The sequence below is a fragment of the Nocardiopsis sp. iso_238 genome, assembly GCF_056173325.1.
In genome coordinates this window covers 1,090,644-1,109,117 of record NZ_CM149668.1, presented here as the reverse complement: position 1 = coordinate 1,109,117, position 18,474 = coordinate 1,090,644, and the positions used below count along the sequence as shown (strand labels likewise).

Below are 18,474 nucleotides of genomic sequence, written 5' to 3'. Positions count from 1 at the left end.
GACACCCAGACCAACCGTTCGGCATGTTTTGGCAAAGACTCCACGGGCTACGGATGAGACCGTGGACAGCCAACTCGGAGACACGCCCTGGGAGACACTCCCCGAGCGCGTGCGCGCAGACCTCAGGGACGTCGACCTCCTCCGGACGGTCTGGGCCCACCGGCGCCAGGACCGGCCCCACCAGCGGCACGGCGCCGCGCGGCGGGAACTGACGCGGGACCGCGTCCGCGAGTGGGGTGGCGGAGCCGACCTCACCGACCTGCTGCTGACCGGCGAGTCCGTGTCCGGAGAGCCCATGACCGGACCCCACGTCGCCGCGCTGGCGGGACGGGTGGCCGAGCTTCCCCCCGGAGGGGAACGCCGGGGCGTGCCCGACGGCCCCCCGTTGCGCCCGCTCCGGACGGCGCTGTCCACCGAACACACGCTCCGCCTGGCCCGGGCCGCGACCGTCCCCGCCCACCCCGTGGTGCGGGCCGCGCACACCTACGCCGAGTGCGTGCGGGTGGCGGCCGAGGCCTCCGGGGAGCAGACGCACGGCGCCGGGGCCGCCTGGACGCTGCCGTGGGTACTGGCCTCACGGGTCCTCCAACGGGCCGACCTGCCCCCGCTGCTCCTCGACCCCGGCACCCCTCCGCCCGACCCCGCGGGCAAGCACGACCCCGAGGAACCGCTCGCGCCCCTGGTCTCCCACATGGCCCGGCTGGTCACGGGCGCCCTGCGCGACGAACTCGCGTGGCACCCGGAGGAGGCGGTCCCGACGGGGCGGCCGGTTCCCCCGCTGACCGCCGTGACGCGGCGCCGCGTCCTGGAGCACGTGCGTTCCCGGCGCGGCTCGGTCGCGCTCCTGCTGAGCGCCCTGGACCCGGCCGCGACCACCACCGTGACCTCGGGCGACGGCGGCCGGGGCGGAGACGCCGCGCACTGGTGGACCTGTCTGGAACTGCTGGCGGACGGGGTCTCACTCGCCCTGTACGTGGTGGTCCGGGACGTGGGCAGCCCGCCCTCGGGGGTGCTGGCGGTCACCGCGCACGCGCGCCTGGCCACCCCGGAGGGGGTTCGGCGGGCGCTGGAGATGTCCCGGAGCGACAGCGTCACCGTCCTGCCGACGGACTGCGTGGACGACCGCTGGCCCCAGGTACGGGACCTCGTGGACGAGGCGGTGTCGCGCGCCGTGCACGAACTCACCCGCGGGTGAGCGGGGCCGCCCGTCAGCCGCTGAGGCCCAGGATCAGCAGGAGCAGCAGCAGGATGATGATGGTGACCAGCACCGCCGGGATCACCCAGCCCTGCTGGAGGATCGAGTCCTGCTGGCTCGGCCGCTGGTGCGGCGTGTAGGTCTGGTTCGGGTTGACCGCCCCGGTCATCATCGGGTTGGCGCCCTGGTGCATGGCGTGCGGCTGGTGGTGCGGGCCCGGCGCGCCCGGCCTCGGGTTGGACATCCCCGGGTGGGCGCCGAAGCCGCCGTGCCGGGGGTCCGAGTTCACCGGGTGGCCGCCCATCTGGCCGGGGCGGGGGTTCGAGGTCCCCGGGTGCGCGCCGAAGGGGCGCGGGTTGGACACGCCGGGGGGGTACCCCATGCCCGGCTGTCCGCCGGTGTGCGGGTACTGCGGTGCCTGCGGGTGCACGGGGGGCAGCGGGTTGCCGTTGAGCAGACCGGTCTGCGCCACCCGCTCTCCCTGCTTGAGCGCGTCGTCGGCGTCGTTCGAGGGGCCGACCGGGCCGTCGTGGCCGAGCAGCCGCATGAGCAGGGTCTGGGCGTTCGGGCGGCGGTTCGGGTCCTTGTCCAGGCACGACTCGACGATCGGCCGCAGAGCGTCGTCGACCCCGTCCAGGTCCGGCGGGGCGCTCACCACACGGTGCACGACGGCCGGGACGGTGTCCGAACCGAACGGCGCGCGGCCGGTCGAGGAGAACGCGATCACGCAGCCCCAGGCGAAGATGTCGCACTTGTCGGTGATCCCGCGGCCCTCGATCTGCTCCGGCGCCATGTAGGAGGGCGTGCCGACGATCGAGTTGGTCATCGTGGCGGTGCCGTCGTCGACCCGGGCGATGCCGAAGTCGATCACGCGCGGGCCGTCCGGGCCCAGCAGCACGTTCCCGGGCTTGAAGTCGCGGTGGACGATCCCCGCCTTGTGGATGGCCACGAGCGCCGTGGCGGTGGAGACGGCCAGGCGCTGGAGCGCGGCGCCGCGCACCGTCTTGCCCTTGGCCACCGTCTCCTGGAGGTCCTTGCCCGGAACGAACTCGCTGACCACGTAGGGAGGGTCACTGTCGAGCTGGGCGTCGATGATCGCCGCCGTGCAGAAGGACGCGACCCGCTGGGCGGCCCGCACCTCCTTCTCGAACCGCTTGCGCAGGTCGGCGTCGGCGGACCACTGGTCGTTGAGGACCTTGACCGCGTACTCGTCGCCGTCGCGGTCCTCAGCGAGGTAGACGACCCCCTGACCGCCCTTCCCCAGCCGTCCGGTCACGCTGTAATCACCGAAAGCGGAGGGGTCGCTCGGCAGTAGCGATTCGGGACCGGGCATCGATGTCCTCCTGGGAGGTGGGCTTGAGCGGGGGCGCAGCATCAGGTTAACGGGCACGGGACGCCGGGTGGGGCCGCGACCGGTCGCGGCCCCGCAGGTGTCCCCTCACCCGGACGTACCGGATATGACTGCCGGAACGCGGAGTTCGTTCCGTCCCCCACCCAACCTTTTCCGCCCGTTCAGGAGAGCGTGCGCGCCTCGTCCACCAGCAGGACCGGAATCCCGTCGCGGATGGGGTAGGCCAGGCCGCTCTCGTCGCAGACCAGTTCGTCGGTCTCCGGGTCGTGGCGCAGCGGGGCCTGGCTCTGCGGGCAGGCCAGGATCTCCAGCAGCCAGCCGTCGATCTTCGTGCTCATGGTTCTCGTTCCTCGTGTGATGGCCGTGTCAGGCGCGGACGATGGCCAGGACCTCGTCGCGCAGGCGCGCCACGGCGGTGTCGTCAGGGGCCTCGACGTTGAGCCGCAGCAGCGGCTCGGTGTTGGAGGCGCGCAGGTTGAACCACGCGCCGTCCGGCAGGGTGACGCTGAGGCCGTCGAGCTCGTCGACGGTCACCCCGTCCCGGTCCCCGAACGCGGCGCGCACCGCGGCCATGCGGCCGTCGGCGTCGTCGACCCTGGAGTTGACCTCGCCCGAGGCCGCGTACCGGGAGTACTCCTCCGTGATCCGCGAGAGCGGACGCTCGTCCGCACCCAGGACACGCAGGACGTGCATGGCCGCGAGCATACCCGTGTCGGCCTTCCAGAAGTCCCGGAAGTAGTAGTGGGCGGAGTGCTCCCCGCCGAAGATCGCACCGGTCTCGGCCATGGTCGCCTTGATGAAGGAGTGGCCGACGCGGGTGCGCACGGGCTTCCCGCCGCGCTCGGTGACGATCTCGGGGACCGCCGCCGAGGTGATGAGGTTGTGGATGACGGTGCCGCCGGGCTCGCGCTTGAGCTCCTCGGAGGCGACCAGGGCGGTGACGGCGGACGGGGAGACGGGCTCGCCCCGTTCGTCGATCACGAAGCAGCGGTCGGCGTCGCCGTCGAAGGCCAGGCCGAGGTCGGCCCCGGTCTCACGGACCCTGGCCTGGAGGTCGACCAGGTTGTCGGGGTCCAGGGGGTTGGCCGGGTGGTTGGGGAAGGTGCCGTCCAGCTCGAAGTACAGGGGGACGACGTCCAGCGGCAGGCCCTGCTCCAGGACGGCGGGGACGGTGAGGCCGCCCATGCCGTTGCCCGCGTCCACGACGACCCTGAGCGGGCGGGACCCGGAGAGGTCGACGAGCTGGCGGAGGTAGTCGGCGTAGCCGGGCAGCAGGTCCCGCTCGGTGACGGTGCCCTTCGGGCCCTCGTGGGCGTCGGGGTCCTCGGCGCCGGACAGGAAGTCCTCGGCGAGTCGGCGGACGTCGGCCAGGCCGGTCTCGGCGCTGATCGGCGCGGCGCCCGCGCGGCACATCTTGATGCCGTTGTACTCGGCCGGGTTGTGGCTGGCGGTGAACATGGCACCGGGCAGGTCCAGGGAGCCCGAACCGTAGTAGAGCAGGTCGGTGGAGCCGAGTCCGGCGAAGACGACGTCCACGCCCTGGGAGGTGACGCCGTCCGCGAAGGCGCGGGCGAGCTCCGGCGAGGAGGGTCGCATGTCGTGGGAGACCACGACGGCGGGTCCACCGGCCACCCGGGCGAAGGCGGCGCCGACCGCGTGGGCGATCCCGGCGTTGAAGGTGTCCGGGATCACACCGCGTACGTCGTATGCCTTGAAGATGCTTCCGAGGTCAGCCACGTCTGCTCCGGCCAGGTCGATCCTGCGACGAATTCGGTCCAGCGCCCCGTTGTTCGAGCGCCGTACAAAACTAGCAAGAGCGGGCCGGGTCAGCCGTTCGGGTGGTGCGGCGGGCGTTGCTCGCCCCGGTCGGACTTGACCACGCGCAGGTGGCCCCGGCGCAGCGTCTCGTGACCCTCCCCCACGGGTTCGCCGGGGGACGGCTCTTGACGCGCGGGCGGCCGCGCCGCCTCACGTACGGCGTCGGCGAGGGCCTCCAGGTCGTCACTGCCGGGACCTCCTCCCGACGTCTCGACCGGAAGCCGAACGACCTCCCAACCACGCGGCGCGGTCAACCGTTCGGCGTGGATCGCGCACAGGTCGTAACAGTGCGGTTCCACGTAGGCGGCGAGCGGACCGAGGACGGCGGTGGAGTCGGCGTAGACGTACGTGAGCGTGAATACGGCGGGCTGCCTGCACGCGGTGCGGGAACAGCGTCGAACATGGCTCACAGCGTTTGACTGTATGCCTTTACCGAGGGACACGCCAGCATCGTCCCATGACCTGCACAGTTTTTGGGCGACTGTTCTTGACCCGGGAGGGTCGACGTCCGATTCTTCCGAGGCGCCAGGACTTCGCGCAGGGCCCGTGATGGCTTAGTCTCGAAGTGTGCGACGAGTGCGCCTTTCCAGTGGCCAACCAGACAGAGTGCGGCGCCGGGACCGCCGGGGCCGGGGCATCCGCGGTCCTCTCGTGCCCTCCGACCTGCCCGTCTCCCGCAGTCGGGCGCAGGCCTTCGACGACCTTGTCCTGGACGCCGTCGAACGCCTGGAACGCCTGTGGGCGCGTGAGCTGGCGAACGTCGACTTCCTCGTGGAGGACGTTCCCCCGATCCCGCCCCACGGCGACCTGACCGAGGCGATCCCCTTCTCCCGACTGGAGAGCGAGCCCACGGGCCGCGCGCGGATCATCGTCTACCGGCGCCCCGTGGAGATCAGGACCAAGGACCCCGAGGAGCTGGCCCTCCTCGTCCACGAGACCGTGGTCGAGGAAGTGGCCAACCTGCTCGGCGTCGAACCCGAGTCCGTGGACCCGGAGAACTGATCACACCTCGTCGAGCGACCTCTCCAGCTCGTCGAGGCAGGACCGCCAGCCCTCCGCCGTGCGCTCGGCCCACTCCCTGCCCGTGAACGTGTGCGCCAGCACCAGGTGTCCGTCCTCACCGACGGTGAGGCGCATCTGGTGCTCGCCCGTCTCCGGGTCGAACTCCCGGAAGCCGAACGCCCGAGGCGGGTCCACCTCCGTGACCACGGCGGTCAGGTCGCCGCCCTCCTCGTCGGCGAAGACGATCTCCCCACCGACCCTCAGGTCCAGCCGGTCGACCGTCATCGGATACCACCGGCTCAGCTCGGCGGGCTCCGTGAGGGCCCGCCACACCCGCTCCACGGGTCTCCCGAGGTCACGCTCCAACGTCAGCGTCCACCGGTCGTCCCCCAACGACGCCAGCTTGGTCTCACCCATGTCCGCTCCCTCCGGCCGATCCCTCTCGCAGACCTCACTACCCACATCCACCCCACCACCTACCCTGCGCCCCTCCTCCACCTGTGTGGGAGGGGGTTCGCACGGGGGCCGAGGGAACCGGCGGTCAGGGGACGATGCCGGTCATGCTGTCGCGGACCACGGGAAGCTGGACCCTCACCGGGGCGGGAGTGACGGGCAGGACGCTGACGCCGTCGCCCGAGCGCAGGACGCGGGCGGCGTAGACCGGGCCGGAGTCCTCCAGCAGCTCCAGGCGGACCGCGTAGCCGTCCTCGGGGTCGGCCCCCGAGGGGACCCCCCAGCCCTCGGTTTCCGTGCCGAACACGTGGGTGGTTCCGGCGGCGACCTCGGCGCGGACGGCGTCGCCCATGCTCCCGTCGGCGGCGATCGGGGTGGCCACCACCCTGGCGTCCCGGTCCAGGGCTCCCAGGACCAGTTCCACGTCGACGTCCTCGGGCATGTCCGGGATGACCGCCGTGGTGTCGAGCGGACCGGTGAGGGGGTCCGCGGCGGCCGTGTAGGCGGTCTCCACGACCTTCTTGCCGTCCACGGCCTCCGCGACCACCCCGGCCACGACCGGGCCGTCGGCCTCGACGACGACCGTTCCGGGGGCCTCGGCCAGCGCGCCCTCCAGGGTGAGCCAGGCGGAGGCCGCCGGCGGGACGTTCAGGACCAGGGGTTCGTCGTCGGTGCCGTTGGGCTCCTCGGTCACCACGCGAACGCGGGCCTCGACCGGAGCGTCACCGGGGGCGGCCACGAACAGGCGGCGCGTGCCCTCTCCCCCGGGCACGCCGGGGATGACGTGCTCCTCGTCGGGCGCACGGGTCGGCGGAACCCAGTCGCTGTTCCCCGAGGAGTGTTCCGCGAGCAGGGACGCGGCGACGCGGCCGGTGCTGGTGCGCACGTGGACGCCGAGCGAACCGGTGCTCTGGATGAGCTCCGTGACGTCGAGCTCGGTCGACTCCCCCGGCCCGAGATGGATGCCCCGGCTGTCCGGGGAGTAGGACGGCCCCTCCATGGTGTAGAGGTCGACGCTGACCGTGGCCCGGAAGTCCTCCGGGTTGGCCAGGTGCACGGTGAGGGTCTCCAGGTCGACTCCGTCGGGGTCGTCCGCGCCGGGAAGGGCGAACCAGGTACCGATCGACGGGGCGGCGCAGCGGACCTCGGTGATGCCGTCGTCGGAGACGGTGGTCTGCGCGGCGTCGAGCCCGGAGGCCAGGGAGCCCTCGGCGTGCAGGGCGGTGGGCCGGGTGGCGTCCCCGGTGTCGGTGCTCCAGACCCGCCCGGGTTCGGTGAGCTCCTCCCCGAGCGTGTCGGTGTCGGGCCCGTCTCCGTCCACCGGGGACAGCGGGACGGCCCACAGCTGACCCTCGTCGTCACGGCTGACCCGGGGGGCGAAGGCCGCGATCGAGCTGTCGGCGTCGTCGGAGGGCTCGTGCGGGGCGGGGCAGACGCGTGCCGCCAGGTCCGGGCGGACGGTGTCGGGCTCGGACACGCCGAGCTCGGCGTTGACCGGCCGGATCACGAACGCCACCCCGAACAGGGCGAGCAGCGCCAGCGCGACCAGCCCGAACAGGGCGAACCGGTTCTCCACGATCAGTCGCATGTCCTACCCCTCGTCCTCGGTGCCCGCGCGGCGCCTGGACGCCCTGCGGGTCCCGGCCCGTCGTGTGCCCCGCGTGCCTCGGCGCCTGCCTCGGACGGCGGGGATGGAGCCGGTGGTGGTCGGGCCGGGATCCGGTTCCGGCTGTTCCTCCGGCACCTTCTCCGTCGCCTTCTCGGGAGCCTTCTCCGGTGCCGCGCGGCGGGACCTCCCCGTACGGCGGGGACGCCGGGGGCGGGGCATCGGGGTGGCCTCGATGAGCCTGCGCTCCTCCTCCGTCCGCACGCCGGGGGCGGCGAGCACCGCCACGATCAGCAGCAGCGCCCCCTGGGTGATCCGCCAGGCGGTGTGGACGAGGTCCGTGTGCCACACCCGCAGCTCGCCGCCGTGCACCGGCAGGGCCCACGCCTGGGTCCCGTTCTCGGTGTCGACCGGGGTGAGCTCGTCCCCGTCCAGGGTGGCCCGCCATCCGCCGTCGGCGGGTTCCGCGAGGGCGAGACGGCGGCCGGTGTGGCCCTCACCGATCTCGGCCGTGAGCTGGTCCGCGGAGCCCTCCACGCGCAGGGCCTCGGCTTCGAGGCCGTCCTCGGAGACCGTCCGCAGCACGCCGGTGGGTTCCGCGATCCGCCAGAGGCCGTAGTGGTCGGACAGCGACTGCCGTCCGAGCCCCGGGGTGCCGTCGAGGGTGTCGACCATGGTGGCGTCGGCGGGCCCCCCGAGCTCGGGACGCGGGTAGAGCACGTACTGGACGCCGTGGTCGAGCAGGGTGACGAGTTGGTCGCTGCCCTGGCCCGCGGCCAGCTCCGCGACGGCCTGGTCCATGGCGGCGCGGGTCCGGGGTTCGGGAACGACGCGCTCCTCCCCCAGCCGGGGTTCGCGGCCCCGGACCACCACGTAGTCCACGCCGCCGTCCTCGGCGGGGGTGACGATGACGGTGCGGGGCTCGGTGCCGTCCGCGCTCACGCTCTCCAGGGCCCCGGGCACGGAGCGGGGCGCGTTCGCGGTCATCGGCCCGTCCACGCCCTCCCACATCCACAGGGCCGCCGCCGAGACGGGCGTGGCCAGCGCGAGCAGTGCCACGGCCAGCGCGAAGTACCTCCGGAGGCCACCGAGGCGGATCATGTTCCCGAAGGCGCGGGCCGCCGTGGCCGCCGTCAGGAGGACGGCGGTGGCGGCGAAGGACAGGGCGACGCCGGGCCAGACCAGGGCGGGCGGGCCACCGAAGTAGGGCTCGATGACGATCCTGCTGGTCAGGACGGCGACGAGCATCCCGAACAGGGCGAGGCTCCAGCCCGCCGCCACCAGCATGCGGTTGCGGAGCAGCAGCAGGGAGCACAGGGCGGCGGCGATGAACCCGGCGGTCACCCAGACCGGGGGCGTTCCCGGGCCGCCCGGGGAGAGCATGAGCAGTTCCGTGGGGGTCGCCCCCGGGTTGGACAGCTCGGGCCGGTGCAGCCCCGCCTCCAGCAGCCACAGGCTGGGGTGCATCAGGAGTTCGAGGGTCCACGGCATGAGGAGCACCGCGGGTGTGCCCAGGCTGATGCCCATGCTGACGAAGATCCGGCGGCCGAGGTGCCCGAAGGCGACCGCGACCAGGACCCCGGTGACCAGGCACAGGAGCCAGACGATGGGCACGAAGGCGGTGGCGACGGTGAGCGCCAGGCCCAGCCCCCAGGCGGCCCGGCGCGAGGGCTTGGGCGGCATGGAGACCAGGCGGACCAGCAGCAGGCCGAGGACGGGCAGCAGCGCGTGGACGAGGGCGGTGCCCAGCCTGCCCTGCGCGACGGCGCCGGTGGCCATGGGGAGCAGGGCGTAGGCCCCGGCCATCCACAGGCGGGCCGGGCGGAAGCGCAGCACCTCGCGGGCGAGCAGGTAGGAGGTGAGCCCGGCCAGCGGCACGCAGCCCAGGAGGATCACCATGACGGCGATCCACGGCTGCCCGAAGGTGAGGGTGGACAGCAGCGCGAGGAACCCGACGTAGGGCGGGACGGCCCCGGACGAACCCACACCGCAGTCCGGGTGGCCGGCCAGGTAGAGGTTCCACAGGTCGAGGGCGTTTCCGGTGACCGGGGGCAGGGCGCCTCCGGCGAGCATGCCGCCGAGGAGGAGGGAGCGCTCCGCGATGATCGTCACCACGGTCAGGCCGATGACCAGCAGGACGCCCGGTTGGAGGACCACGCGGCGCAGGAAGGACGAGGAGTCGTCGGCGGGGCCGTCGTCCTCCTCGCCCGGGGGCGCGGTGACCGCCTGGTGGCGCCCGGCGGTGTCGGCCATCCGTTCCCCGGTGAGGATGCCGGTGACGGCGTCCGCGAACTGCCGCATGGCCACCCCCCGGGCCAGGAACGGCCGGATGGCGCTGTAGGTGCGGCGGCGGTCGCGGCGGCGCCGGAACCGGGCCCGGGCCAGGCGGAACGGCCGACCGTAGACCAGGGTGATCGCGGCGGCCTCGTCCAGGGCGTTGGCCGGTTGCTTGATGAGCAGGTACATGACCACGCGCAGCAGCGATCCCACGGAGTTGCGCAGCAGCGCGAACACCATGCCGCCGACGGGCAGGTTGGCCAGCAGCACGAACACGGCGTGCCTGCGGTCCACGCGGCGCGGGTGGTTGCGGGTGGCGGTGATCTTCCTGCGGCGGCGGGCCGAGGCCTCCGCGTGGTAGGCGACGGCGTCGGTGACCAGGCGGACCCGGAGCCCGGCGCCGCCCACCCGCCAGCAGAAGTCGATGTCGTCGCGGAACAGCGGCAGCGCCGGGTCGAACCCGCCGAGGCGTTCCCACACGTCGCGACGGACCAGCATGCCCGCGCTGGAGACGGCCAGGACCTGGCGGGTGCCGTCGTGCTGGCCGTGGTCGAACTCCCGCTGCTCCAGCCCGGTCTCGCGGCGCCCGGCGCCGTCGATGGTGACGCCCGCCTCGACGAGGAGGCGGCGGTCGAACCAGTCGCGGAGCTTGGGGCCCAGGACCGCGCTGCGGGGGTCCTGGTCGGCGGCGGCGAGCAGGTGTTCGAGTGCGTCCTTCTCCGGGGTGAGGTCGTCGTGGATGAGCCAGATCCACTCGGTGGCGTCGTCGTCGAACCCGTGCACCTCGGTGGTGGACCTGGGCAGGTCCAGGGCGGCCTTGACGGCGTCGCCGTATCCGGTGCGGGCGGGCAGGTCGATGACGGCGTCGGCCGGAAGGTGGTCGGCGAGGACGTCGGGGCTGCCGTCGGTGCTGCCCGTGTCGGCGGCCACGACCCGCTGTACGGCGCGGGTCTGGGCTCGGAGCGCGGACAGGGTTTCCGACAGCCATCGTGAGCCGTCGTGGGACACGATGACCGCGGTGACGACGTGGCGGGCGGAATCCAGGTCAGGCACGGCTGTGGTCGGGTCTCTCCGGGAGAAGGGGCGGGCCCGTGCGCGGGCCCGGGGTGTGCCGACCGGAGCGGTCGGTGGGCGCCTCAGTGCGCCGGGGCGGTTCGCGGACGCGAACGCGGGTCATCACGATACGCCACCGCACACCATTACGGATCATTTTGGTCGGGGACGTGAGGGGCGACCATAGCGGTGCATTCGGCGCCGAGCGGACCTCACGGACCAATCAGGCCCAAGGGCCTGAAGGGTACGGAACATGAAAAAGGCGCGCCCGGGCTCGTGGCCCGGGCGCGCCGTGACGCGTACCCCTACAGCATGTCCGCCAGGAAATCGAAATCTCCCCCGGCGGCCTTCTTCAGCCTTCGGCGCTCGCGCTCGGAGAGTCCCCCCCAGATGCCGAAGCGTTCGTCATGCTCCAGCGCGTACTCCAGGCACTCCGCACGTACCTCGCACGACTGGCAGACCTTCTTCGCCTCCCGTGTCGAGCCGCCCTTCTCGGGGAAGAACGCCTCCGGGTCGGTCTGCGCGCACAGGGCACGTTCCTGCCAGCCCAGATCTTCGTCCGAGCCGTGCGCCAGCGGGATGACCTCGCTCATGCGCACCTCCTGTAGCCCCCCAATAGATGTCCCCGACCCTTTTCGTCCCCCAGGTCGGGTGGAAATCCCACATTGGAATTACACGCGTGCGCTTCACTGTGAGTCAAGCGCGCTGCGTGGTAATCCACTGAATATCATGTAACGAACCTCCAGCGGCAGGCCCGCGATGTCCGTTCTGTGGATTACCACGCAATTCACGTACCTTCCCAAGGCGTGGAGAGCGCGGCGATCAGGGCCGGTTCAGCGCTGGCCGTCGTTGCCGTACCAGTTCTGCTGGCCGTCGTTGCCGCCCTGTCCTTGCTGGTCAGAGCCGTATCCGGCACCGGAGCCGTACTGGGCGCCGTAGCCGCCGCCGCTCTGGTCGGCGGCCTCGGCCCCGTTGTTCTCACCGGAGTTAAAGAATGGTTCAACTCCGGGGGCGGCCTGGGGGTCCTGCCCCTGCTGGGCCTGGGCCTGGGCGGCCGGGTCCTGGTACCAGCCGTTGGCGATGGCGTCCTGGGCCTGCTGGTCGGCGGCGGGCTGCGGCGCGTACTGCGACGGGTCGTAGGCCTGGCCGTAGGCCGCCTGCTGCTGGGCGGCGGCGTCCTGACCGTAGGCGGCCTGCTGGCCGGAGGGGTCGTAGTTGTACGCCTGCTGCTGGCCGGAGGCGTCGTAGCCGTAGGCCTGCTGGGCACCGGTCCCGTACGCCTGCTGCTGAGCGGCCGCGTCGTAACCGTAGGCCGCCTGCTGCTGCGCGGCGGGGTCGTAGCCGTAGGCCTGCTGGGCACCGGTCCCGTACGCCTGCTGCTGAGCAGCCGCGTCCTGACCATAGGCGGCCTGCTGCTGCGCGGCCGGGTCCTGGCCGTAGGCCTGCTGGGCACCGGTCCCGTACGCCTGCTGCTGAGCAGCCGCGTCCTGACCATAGGCGGCCTGCTGCTGCGCGGCGGCGTCGTAACCGTAGGCGGCCTGCTGCTGCGCGGCCGGGTCCTGACCGTACGCCTGCTGGGCGGCGGCGTCGTAGCCGTAGGCCTGCTGCTGGGCGGCCGGATCGACCGTCTGGTAGCCGGTCTGGGCGAAGGACTGCTGCGCACCGGTCGCGGGCGCGAACGGCTGCTGGTTGTACACCTGCTGCTGCGGCTGCGCGCGGGGGACCACGGTGGGGTCGTTGAAGATCTTGATCAGGTAGAACCCGAAGAAGCCGAGCACGGCGCCCTGCACCGCGCGGCCCAGGAACCCGGCGAAGGCGACGCCGCCCTCACCCGGACGAATGTCGATGAAACCGCTGATCAGGGCGATCAGGCAGAACAGCAGACCGACGCCGACCAGGATCATCGCGGTCAGGATGACCGGAAAGGAGCTGGGTCGGGTCCGCTCACTGGTCAGTACCAGGGCGATCGCGGCCGCGAGCAGAAGGGTGACGGTGAATCCGTAGAAGTCCCCGCCGTTCGCCACCATCGCCAACGGGAAGCTGTAGCCCTGCGCGCTGGAGCTGATGATCACCGAGATGAGCCCGGCCAGCATGTGGACGCCCAGGGCTCCCAGCAGGACCCAGGCCCCGGGCAGGCGCAGGCGGTCGAGTGTTTCGTTGTTCAAGAGAGGTTCCCCTCTGCTGCTTCGCCGTCGCGTCGGAGGAAGCTTGGCATATCGTCGGGCTGTCGGGTGAATCGGCCGGAATGCGCTCGAAAGGACGTGGGGACACCGAACGCGGGGCCGATGAAGTGGGATGGCGACCACCGCCCGAAGGTTCACACACCGTCGGTACCGGTTCGGTCACGCTGGATCGTACCCACGCAGGGGCAGACGACCCATACTCGCCCCCAGCCTGCCAGACTTGGGCGCATGCGGATAGTCGTACCGGCTGGCGGTATCGGCGGCGCGCGTTTCCTCCGTGGCCTCAAGGCCGCTATGGGAATCGACGCCGCGACCGAATCCGACCAGGCCACAGACCACCAGATCACCGTCATCGGGAACACCGGTGACGACATCACCCTCTTCGGTCTCCGGATCTGCCCGGATCTGGACACCGTCATGTACACCCTCGGCGGCGGGATCAACGAGGAACAGGGCTGGGGCCGCACCGACGAGACCTTCACGGTCAAGGAGGAGCTCGCGGCGTACGGGATGAAGCCCACCTGGTTCGGGCTGGGTGACCGCGACACCGCCACCCACATCGTCCGGGCTCAGATGATCGCCGCCGGATACCCGCTCTCCGCGATCACCGCGGCGCTGTGCGACCGCTGGCAGCCGGGTGTCCGCCTCCTCCCCATGACCGACGACCAGGTCGAGACGCACGTGATCGTCGACGACGAGGACGGGCGCCGGGCGATCCACTTCCAGGAGTGGTGGATCCGACACCGGGCCGCTCTGCCCGCCGAGCAGATCATCAGCATGGGCGCCGAGAAGGCCAAGCCCGCCCCCGGTGTGATCCGCGCCATCCGCAACGCCGACGCGGTGATCATCCCGCCGTCCAACCCCGTGGTGAGCGTGGGTTCCGTCCTCAACATCGAGGGCATCCGCGAGGCGATGGCGGGCAAGACCGTGGTGGGTGTCTCACCGATCATCGGCGGCGCCCCCGTGCGCGGCATGGCCGACGCCTGTCTGACCGCCATCGGCGTGGAGACCAGCGCGGGCGCGGTGGCCGAGCACCTCGGCTCCGACCTGCTGGACGGCTGGCTGGTGGACGAGGCCGACGCCGGCACCCGGGTGGACGGCGTGGAGGTACGGTCCCGCCCGCTGTACATGAACGACCCGGAGACCACCGAGGCGATCGCCCAGGCCGCCCTGGACCTGGCCGTCGAGCTCTCCGAGCGCGGGGAGCGGGCCCGGTGAGCATCGAGACGCGGACGGAGCGGAACCGGGTGGACGGACCACGGGTGAACGAACTGCGGGTGCGCGGACTGCCCGGCATCCCCGAGGTGCGCGCGGGCGACGACCTGGCGGCACTGGTCACCGAGGCCGTGGCCGCTTCCGGCCAACCCCTCGTGGACGGCGACGTCCTGGTGGTCACCTCCAAGATCGTCAGCAAGGCCGAGGGGCGCTCCCAGCCAGGCGACGACCGTGAGGCCGCGATCGACGCCGAGACCGAGCGCGTGGTGGCGCGGATGGGCCACATCCGGATCGCCCAGCACCGGTCGGGCCTGGTCATGGCCGCCGCCGGGGTGGACGCCTCGAACGTCGCCCCGGGCACCGTGCTCCTGCTGCCCGAGGACCCCGACGCCTCCGCGCGCGCCCTGCGCGCCCGGCTGGCCGAGCTCCTGGGCGTGCGCGTGGGCGTGGTGGTCTCGGACACGTTCGGCCGCCCGTGGCGGATGGGCCAGACCGACGTGGCCATCGGCGCGGCCGGGATCACCCCGGTGCAGGACCTGCGCGGCACCACCGACGCCCAGGGCAACGTCATGGAGGCCACCATCAACGCGGTGGCCGACGAGGTGGCCGCCGCCGGTGAGCTGGTCAAGGGCAAGACCTCCGGGATTCCGGTGGCCGTGGTCTCGGGCCTGGTCGGGATGGTCACCGAGGAGGACGGCCCCGGAGCGGCGGAGCTGGTCCGCCCGGCCGACGACGACCTGTTCCGCTACGGCTCCAGGGACGTGGTGGCGGCCCGGCGGACGGTGCGCTCCTTCACCGACCGGCCGGTGGACCCGGCCCTGGTGCGCCGTGCGGTGGCCACCGCCGTGACCGCACCCGCCCCGCACCACACGACTCCCTGGCGCTTCGTCCTGGTGGAGTCGCCGGACACCCGCGAGCGGCTGCTCGACGCGATGCTCGCGGCCTGGGTGGAGGACCTGCGGCGGGACGGGTTCACCGAGGAGCAGATCGCGCGGCGGACCCGGCGCGGCGACGTGCTGCGCGGCGCTCCCACCCTGGTGGTGCCGTTCCTGGTCGCGGACGGCGCGCACCCGTACCCGGACGAGCGCCGCGCGGACGCCGAGCGGTCGATGTTCCTCGTGGCCATGGGCGCGGGCGTGCAGAGCCTGCTGGTGGGCCTGGCCATGGAGGGCCTGGGCTCGGCGTGGATCTCCTCCACGATGTTCTGCGCCGACGTGGTGCGCGAGGTCCTGGAGGTGCCCGAGGACTGGCGTCCGATGGGCGCGGTGGCCGTGGGCTACGCGGCCGAGGCGCCGAAGGAGCGCCCGCCCCGGGACCCGGACGCCTTCATGGTGGTGCGCTGACCCCCACGTCGGAGGCGGCGCGTCCTCCGTCGTGACCCGACCCCGTCCCGGCATGCTGGGGCGGGGTCGGGCCGTCGGGGGGGAGCCGGGATGTCCGTTGAGCACTACGTGATCGTCACGCTGGTCGTGGTGGTCGCGGTCGTCGTGGGCCAGCTGGTCGCGGGGCGGATCAGGATCCCGGGAGCGGTGGTCCTGGTGATGCTGGGCATGCTCCTCGGAGTGGTGCCGTGGATGGACTCCATGGCCATCCCACCGGAGGTCGTCCTCCTGGTCTTCCTGCCGCCGCTGATCTACAACGCGGCGTTCTTCTCCTCCCCCAGGGACATGCGGGACCTGGCGCGGCCCATCATCGTGATGTCGGTGGGGATGACGCTGGCGACGGCGTTCGGTCTGGCCGCCGTCGTCCACCTGCTGATCCCGGACGCGGGCTGGCCGGCCGCGATCGCGCTGGGCGCGGCGATCGCGCCGACCGACGCCGTGGCGGCCTCCGCGATCCTCAAGCGGGCGGGCACCCCGCGCCGGGTGCTGACCATCCTGGAGGGCGAGTCCCTGATCAACGACGGGGTCGCCCTGACCATCTTCAGCCTGGCCGTCACCGCCATGATGCGTCCGCTCACCCCGGGGGACGCCCTCTTCGAACTGGGCAAGGTCGTGGTGGGCGGGCTCCTCTACGGGGCCGTGGTCGCGGTGGTGATCGCGTGGGGGCGCGGCCGCATCCAGGACCCCTCCCTCCAGCTGATGACGGTGCTCATCACCCCGTTCGTGGCCTACATCCCCTCCGAGATGGCGGGGTTCTCCGGGGTGCTGTCGGCGGTGGTGGCCGGGTTCTACCTGGGTACGCACGGCGAGGGTCTGCTGCCACCAAGGGTGCGGGTGAGCGGGCAGACCATCTGGAGCACCCTGGTGAGCCTGTTGGAGGCGATGCTGTTCGTGCTCCTGGGCTTGCAGCTGGACTCCGTCGTGCGGTCGGTACGGGAGAACTTCGCGTTCGTGCAACTGCTGGTGGCGGCGCTCGTGGTGACGGTCACCGCGATGGTGCTGCGCATGGTGCTGATGTTGTTCCTGACGTCGTTGCAGCGCTTCGTGTCACGGTCCCGGTTGGACGTGTCGGGCTTCCGGGAGCGCGTGGCGATCGGCTGGAGCGGGATGCGCGGGGCGATCTCCCTGGCGATCGCGCTGTCGTTGCCCGCCACCCTGGGCGGGCAGGAGTTCTCCGAGCGGGGCGCGCTGATCTTCATCGCCGGCGTCGTCGTGATGGGCACGCTCGTGGGGCAGGGCACGACACTGCCGTGGCTGCTGCGCAGGCTGCGACTGACCGACGAGGGCACCCGTCACCGGGAGTTCCTGCGGGCCGAGTACGAGATGGACTGCGCCGCCGTGCGCAAGGTGGACGAGATGCTCACCGGGGGTGACCTCGACGACCGGTCGGCGGACGCCATGCGCGACCGGTTCAGCAAGCGGATCGGCCACGTGAAGGGGCTCCTGGACGGGGGCGACCTCGACCGGGTGAAGGAGGACGCCCGGGACCGCAGGGAGACGCTCGCCCAGATCAACCAGGCCCGACGGGACTCCCTCACGTCCCTGTACCGCTCGGGGGACATCGACCACGACGTGTTCACGAAGCTCGCCCGGGACATGGACATCCGGGACAGCGGGAGCGGTCAGTACGGAATGTGACTGGTACCGGGTGCCCAAGAAAACCGCAAACTTTCCTAACCATTTCCGTTGACTGTCGCGGAACGTAACTTTAAAGTTTCCTAACAATTACCGGCTCACAGAGCACGCCTTCGTCACCCCGCTCGGCGAAAGGAACACTCCCCATGCTCAGCCCCCGTAAGACCAGGCTCGCGATCCTCAGCGGCCTCGCCGCGGTGGCCACCGCGTTCGTCACCTCGGTCGGCGCCCTGACCCCCGAACCCGCGCAGGCCTCGACCGCCCCCGTCGAGACCCAGCAGACCAGCCAGTGGCTCACCGGCTACTGGCACAACTTCAACAACGGCTCGACCGTGATGCCGCTCTCGGAGATCCCCGCCGAGTACAACCTCGTGGCGGTCGCCTTCGCGGACAACCATCCGCAGCTCGACGGCGGCATCACCTTCAACCTGGCCAGTGACGAGCTCAACGGCTACACCGACGCGCAGTTCCGCGAGGACATCGCCGCCATCCAGGCCCAGGGCCGCAAGGTGATCATCTCCGTGGGCGGCGAGCTCGGCCACGTGAACGTCACCAACCCCACCCAGGCGAAGAACTTCGCGGACACCACCCACGCGCTCATGCAGGACTACGGGTTCGACGGCGTGGACATCGACCTGGAGCACGGCATCAACGCCGAGCACATGACCAGCGCCCTGCGCGACCTCAGCGGCAAGGCGGGCCCCGGGCTCATCATCACGATGGCGCCCCAGACCATCGACTTCCAGAGCCCCAGCGCCGGGTACTACCAGCTGGCCAGCAACATCTCCGACATCCTCACCATCGTGAACATGCAGTACTACAACTCGGGCAGCATGCTCGGTTGTGACAGCAGCGTGTACCAGCAGGGCACCAGCGACTTCGTCGCCGCGCTGGCCTGCATCCAGCTGGAGATGGGCCTGAGCCCCGACCAGGTCGGCCTGGGCCTGCCCGCCGTGCCCTCCGCCGCCGGAGGCGGCTACCTCGCCCCGAGCGGGATCATCTCGGCCCTGGACTGCCTGGAGACCGGCACCAGCTGCGGTTCGTTCTCCCCCACCACCCCGTACGGGCCGATCGGCGGCGTGATGACCTGGTCCATCAACTGGGACGCCACCAACAACTACGCCTTCGCCAACGCCATCTCGGCCCGACTGCAGTAACCCCCCGAACCCGCGGGTCCACTCCCTCCCCGCGGCCAGCGCCCCGTCGCCTCACTCCCATCCCCGACGGGCCGCGCGAGAAAAAGGGGCGGGACGCCACCCCCGGCGTCCCGCCCCTCCTTCGTGCCCCACTCCCGAGGAGTGGAT

The 18,474-nt window shown here is 71.9% G+C and carries 14 protein-coding genes and 1 pseudogene; 6 read left to right on the top strand and 9 right to left on the bottom strand.

All coding sequences use genetic code 11. From position 1 onward, the window contains the following. The first annotated feature begins 61 nt into the window (after positions 1-61). Complete coding sequence (locus AC0VYL_RS04995; RefSeq protein WP_475482452.1) at positions 62-1,195, top strand: hypothetical protein; 1,134 nt, start codon at positions 62-64, stop codon at positions 1,193-1,195. A 13-nt stretch (positions 1,196-1,208) separates the two neighbouring features. Here AC0VYL_RS04995 and AC0VYL_RS04990 read toward each other — a convergent pair whose 3' ends face one another. The 4 genes from AC0VYL_RS04990 to AC0VYL_RS04975 all read right to left on the bottom strand — a co-directional run bounded on the left by AC0VYL_RS04990 (position 1,209) and on the right by AC0VYL_RS04975 (position 4,774). Beyond that, positions 1,209-2,528 (bottom strand): serine/threonine-protein kinase, encoded by a 1,320-nt coding sequence (locus AC0VYL_RS04990; RefSeq protein WP_475482451.1) that lies wholly within the window; start codon positions 2,526-2,528, stop codon positions 1,209-1,211. A gap of 179 nt (positions 2,529-2,707) precedes the next feature. Continuing rightward, positions 2,708-2,884, bottom strand: coding sequence for a Trm112 family protein (locus tag AC0VYL_RS04985; protein ID WP_357768719.1), 177 nt, complete (start codon positions 2,882-2,884; stop codon positions 2,708-2,710). 28 nt (positions 2,885-2,912) lie between these two features. Continuing rightward, positions 2,913-4,283, bottom strand: coding sequence for a phosphomannomutase/phosphoglucomutase (locus AC0VYL_RS04980; protein ID WP_475482450.1), 1,371 nt, complete (start codon positions 4,281-4,283; stop codon positions 2,913-2,915). A gap of 89 nt (positions 4,284-4,372) precedes the next feature. Next, entirely contained in the window at positions 4,373-4,774 is a 402-nt protein-coding gene (locus AC0VYL_RS04975; protein WP_017542446.1) for a DUF3499 domain-containing protein, read from the bottom strand. 196 nt (positions 4,775-4,970) lie between these two features. On the opposite strand from AC0VYL_RS04975, the gene AC0VYL_RS04970 reads away from it, so the two are divergent. Continuing rightward, a complete protein-coding gene (locus AC0VYL_RS04970) occupies positions 4,971-5,366 on the top strand; it encodes a metallopeptidase family protein (RefSeq protein WP_378744850.1) in 396 nt (131 codons plus the stop codon). Here AC0VYL_RS04970 and AC0VYL_RS04965 read toward each other — a convergent pair whose 3' ends face one another. The 5 genes from AC0VYL_RS04965 to AC0VYL_RS04945 all read right to left on the bottom strand — a co-directional run bounded on the left by AC0VYL_RS04965 (position 5,367) and on the right by AC0VYL_RS04945 (position 12,920). Beyond that, complete coding sequence (locus AC0VYL_RS04965) at positions 5,367-5,783, bottom strand: SRPBCC domain-containing protein (protein WP_475459677.1); 417 nt, start codon at positions 5,781-5,783, stop codon at positions 5,367-5,369. A gap of 124 nt (positions 5,784-5,907) precedes the next feature. Then, a complete protein-coding gene (locus AC0VYL_RS04960) occupies positions 5,908-7,407 on the bottom strand; it encodes a DUF5719 family protein (protein ID WP_475482449.1) in 1,500 nt (499 codons plus the stop codon). A gap of 3 nt (positions 7,408-7,410) precedes the next feature. Next, positions 7,411-10,755, bottom strand: coding sequence for a glycosyltransferase (locus AC0VYL_RS04955; RefSeq protein ID WP_475482448.1), 3,345 nt, complete (start codon positions 10,753-10,755; stop codon positions 7,411-7,413). 305 nt (positions 10,756-11,060) lie between these two features. Then, positions 11,061-11,348, bottom strand: a complete 288-nt coding sequence (locus AC0VYL_RS04950) for a WhiB family transcriptional regulator (protein WP_014908913.1) — start codon at positions 11,346-11,348, stop codon at positions 11,061-11,063. A gap of 240 nt (positions 11,349-11,588) precedes the next feature. Continuing rightward, the gene (locus AC0VYL_RS04945; protein WP_475482447.1) at positions 11,589-12,920 is read right to left on the bottom strand and encodes a hypothetical protein; all 1,332 of its coding nucleotides are present in this window, start codon (positions 12,918-12,920) and stop codon (positions 11,589-11,591) included. A gap of 246 nt (positions 12,921-13,166) precedes the next feature. Between AC0VYL_RS04945 and cofD the strand changes: the two genes are divergently transcribed. The 4 genes and pseudogenes from cofD to AC0VYL_RS04925 all read left to right on the top strand — a co-directional run. After that, a complete protein-coding gene (cofD, locus tag AC0VYL_RS04940) occupies positions 13,167-14,156 on the top strand; it encodes a 2-phospho-L-lactate transferase (RefSeq protein ID WP_475459667.1) in 990 nt (329 codons plus the stop codon). Continuing rightward, a complete protein-coding gene (locus AC0VYL_RS04935; RefSeq protein WP_475459664.1) occupies positions 14,153-15,496 on the top strand; it encodes a coenzyme F420-0:L-glutamate ligase in 1,344 nt (447 codons plus the stop codon). The genes cofD and AC0VYL_RS04935 overlap by 4 nt, the downstream gene beginning before the upstream one ends. Before the next feature lie 90 nt (positions 15,497-15,586). Beyond that, positions 15,587-17,173 carry a Na+/H+ antiporter gene (locus AC0VYL_RS04930; protein ID WP_475482446.1) on the top strand — a complete coding sequence of 529 codons (1,587 nt, stop codon included), beginning with the start codon at positions 15,587-15,589 and terminating at the stop codon, positions 17,171-17,173. Positions 17,174-17,316: 143 nt separating this feature from the next. After that, positions 17,317-18,321: pseudogene (locus AC0VYL_RS04925) on the top strand (chitinase); the annotation flags it as partial. Between the last annotated feature and the right edge of the window lie 153 nt (positions 18,322-18,474).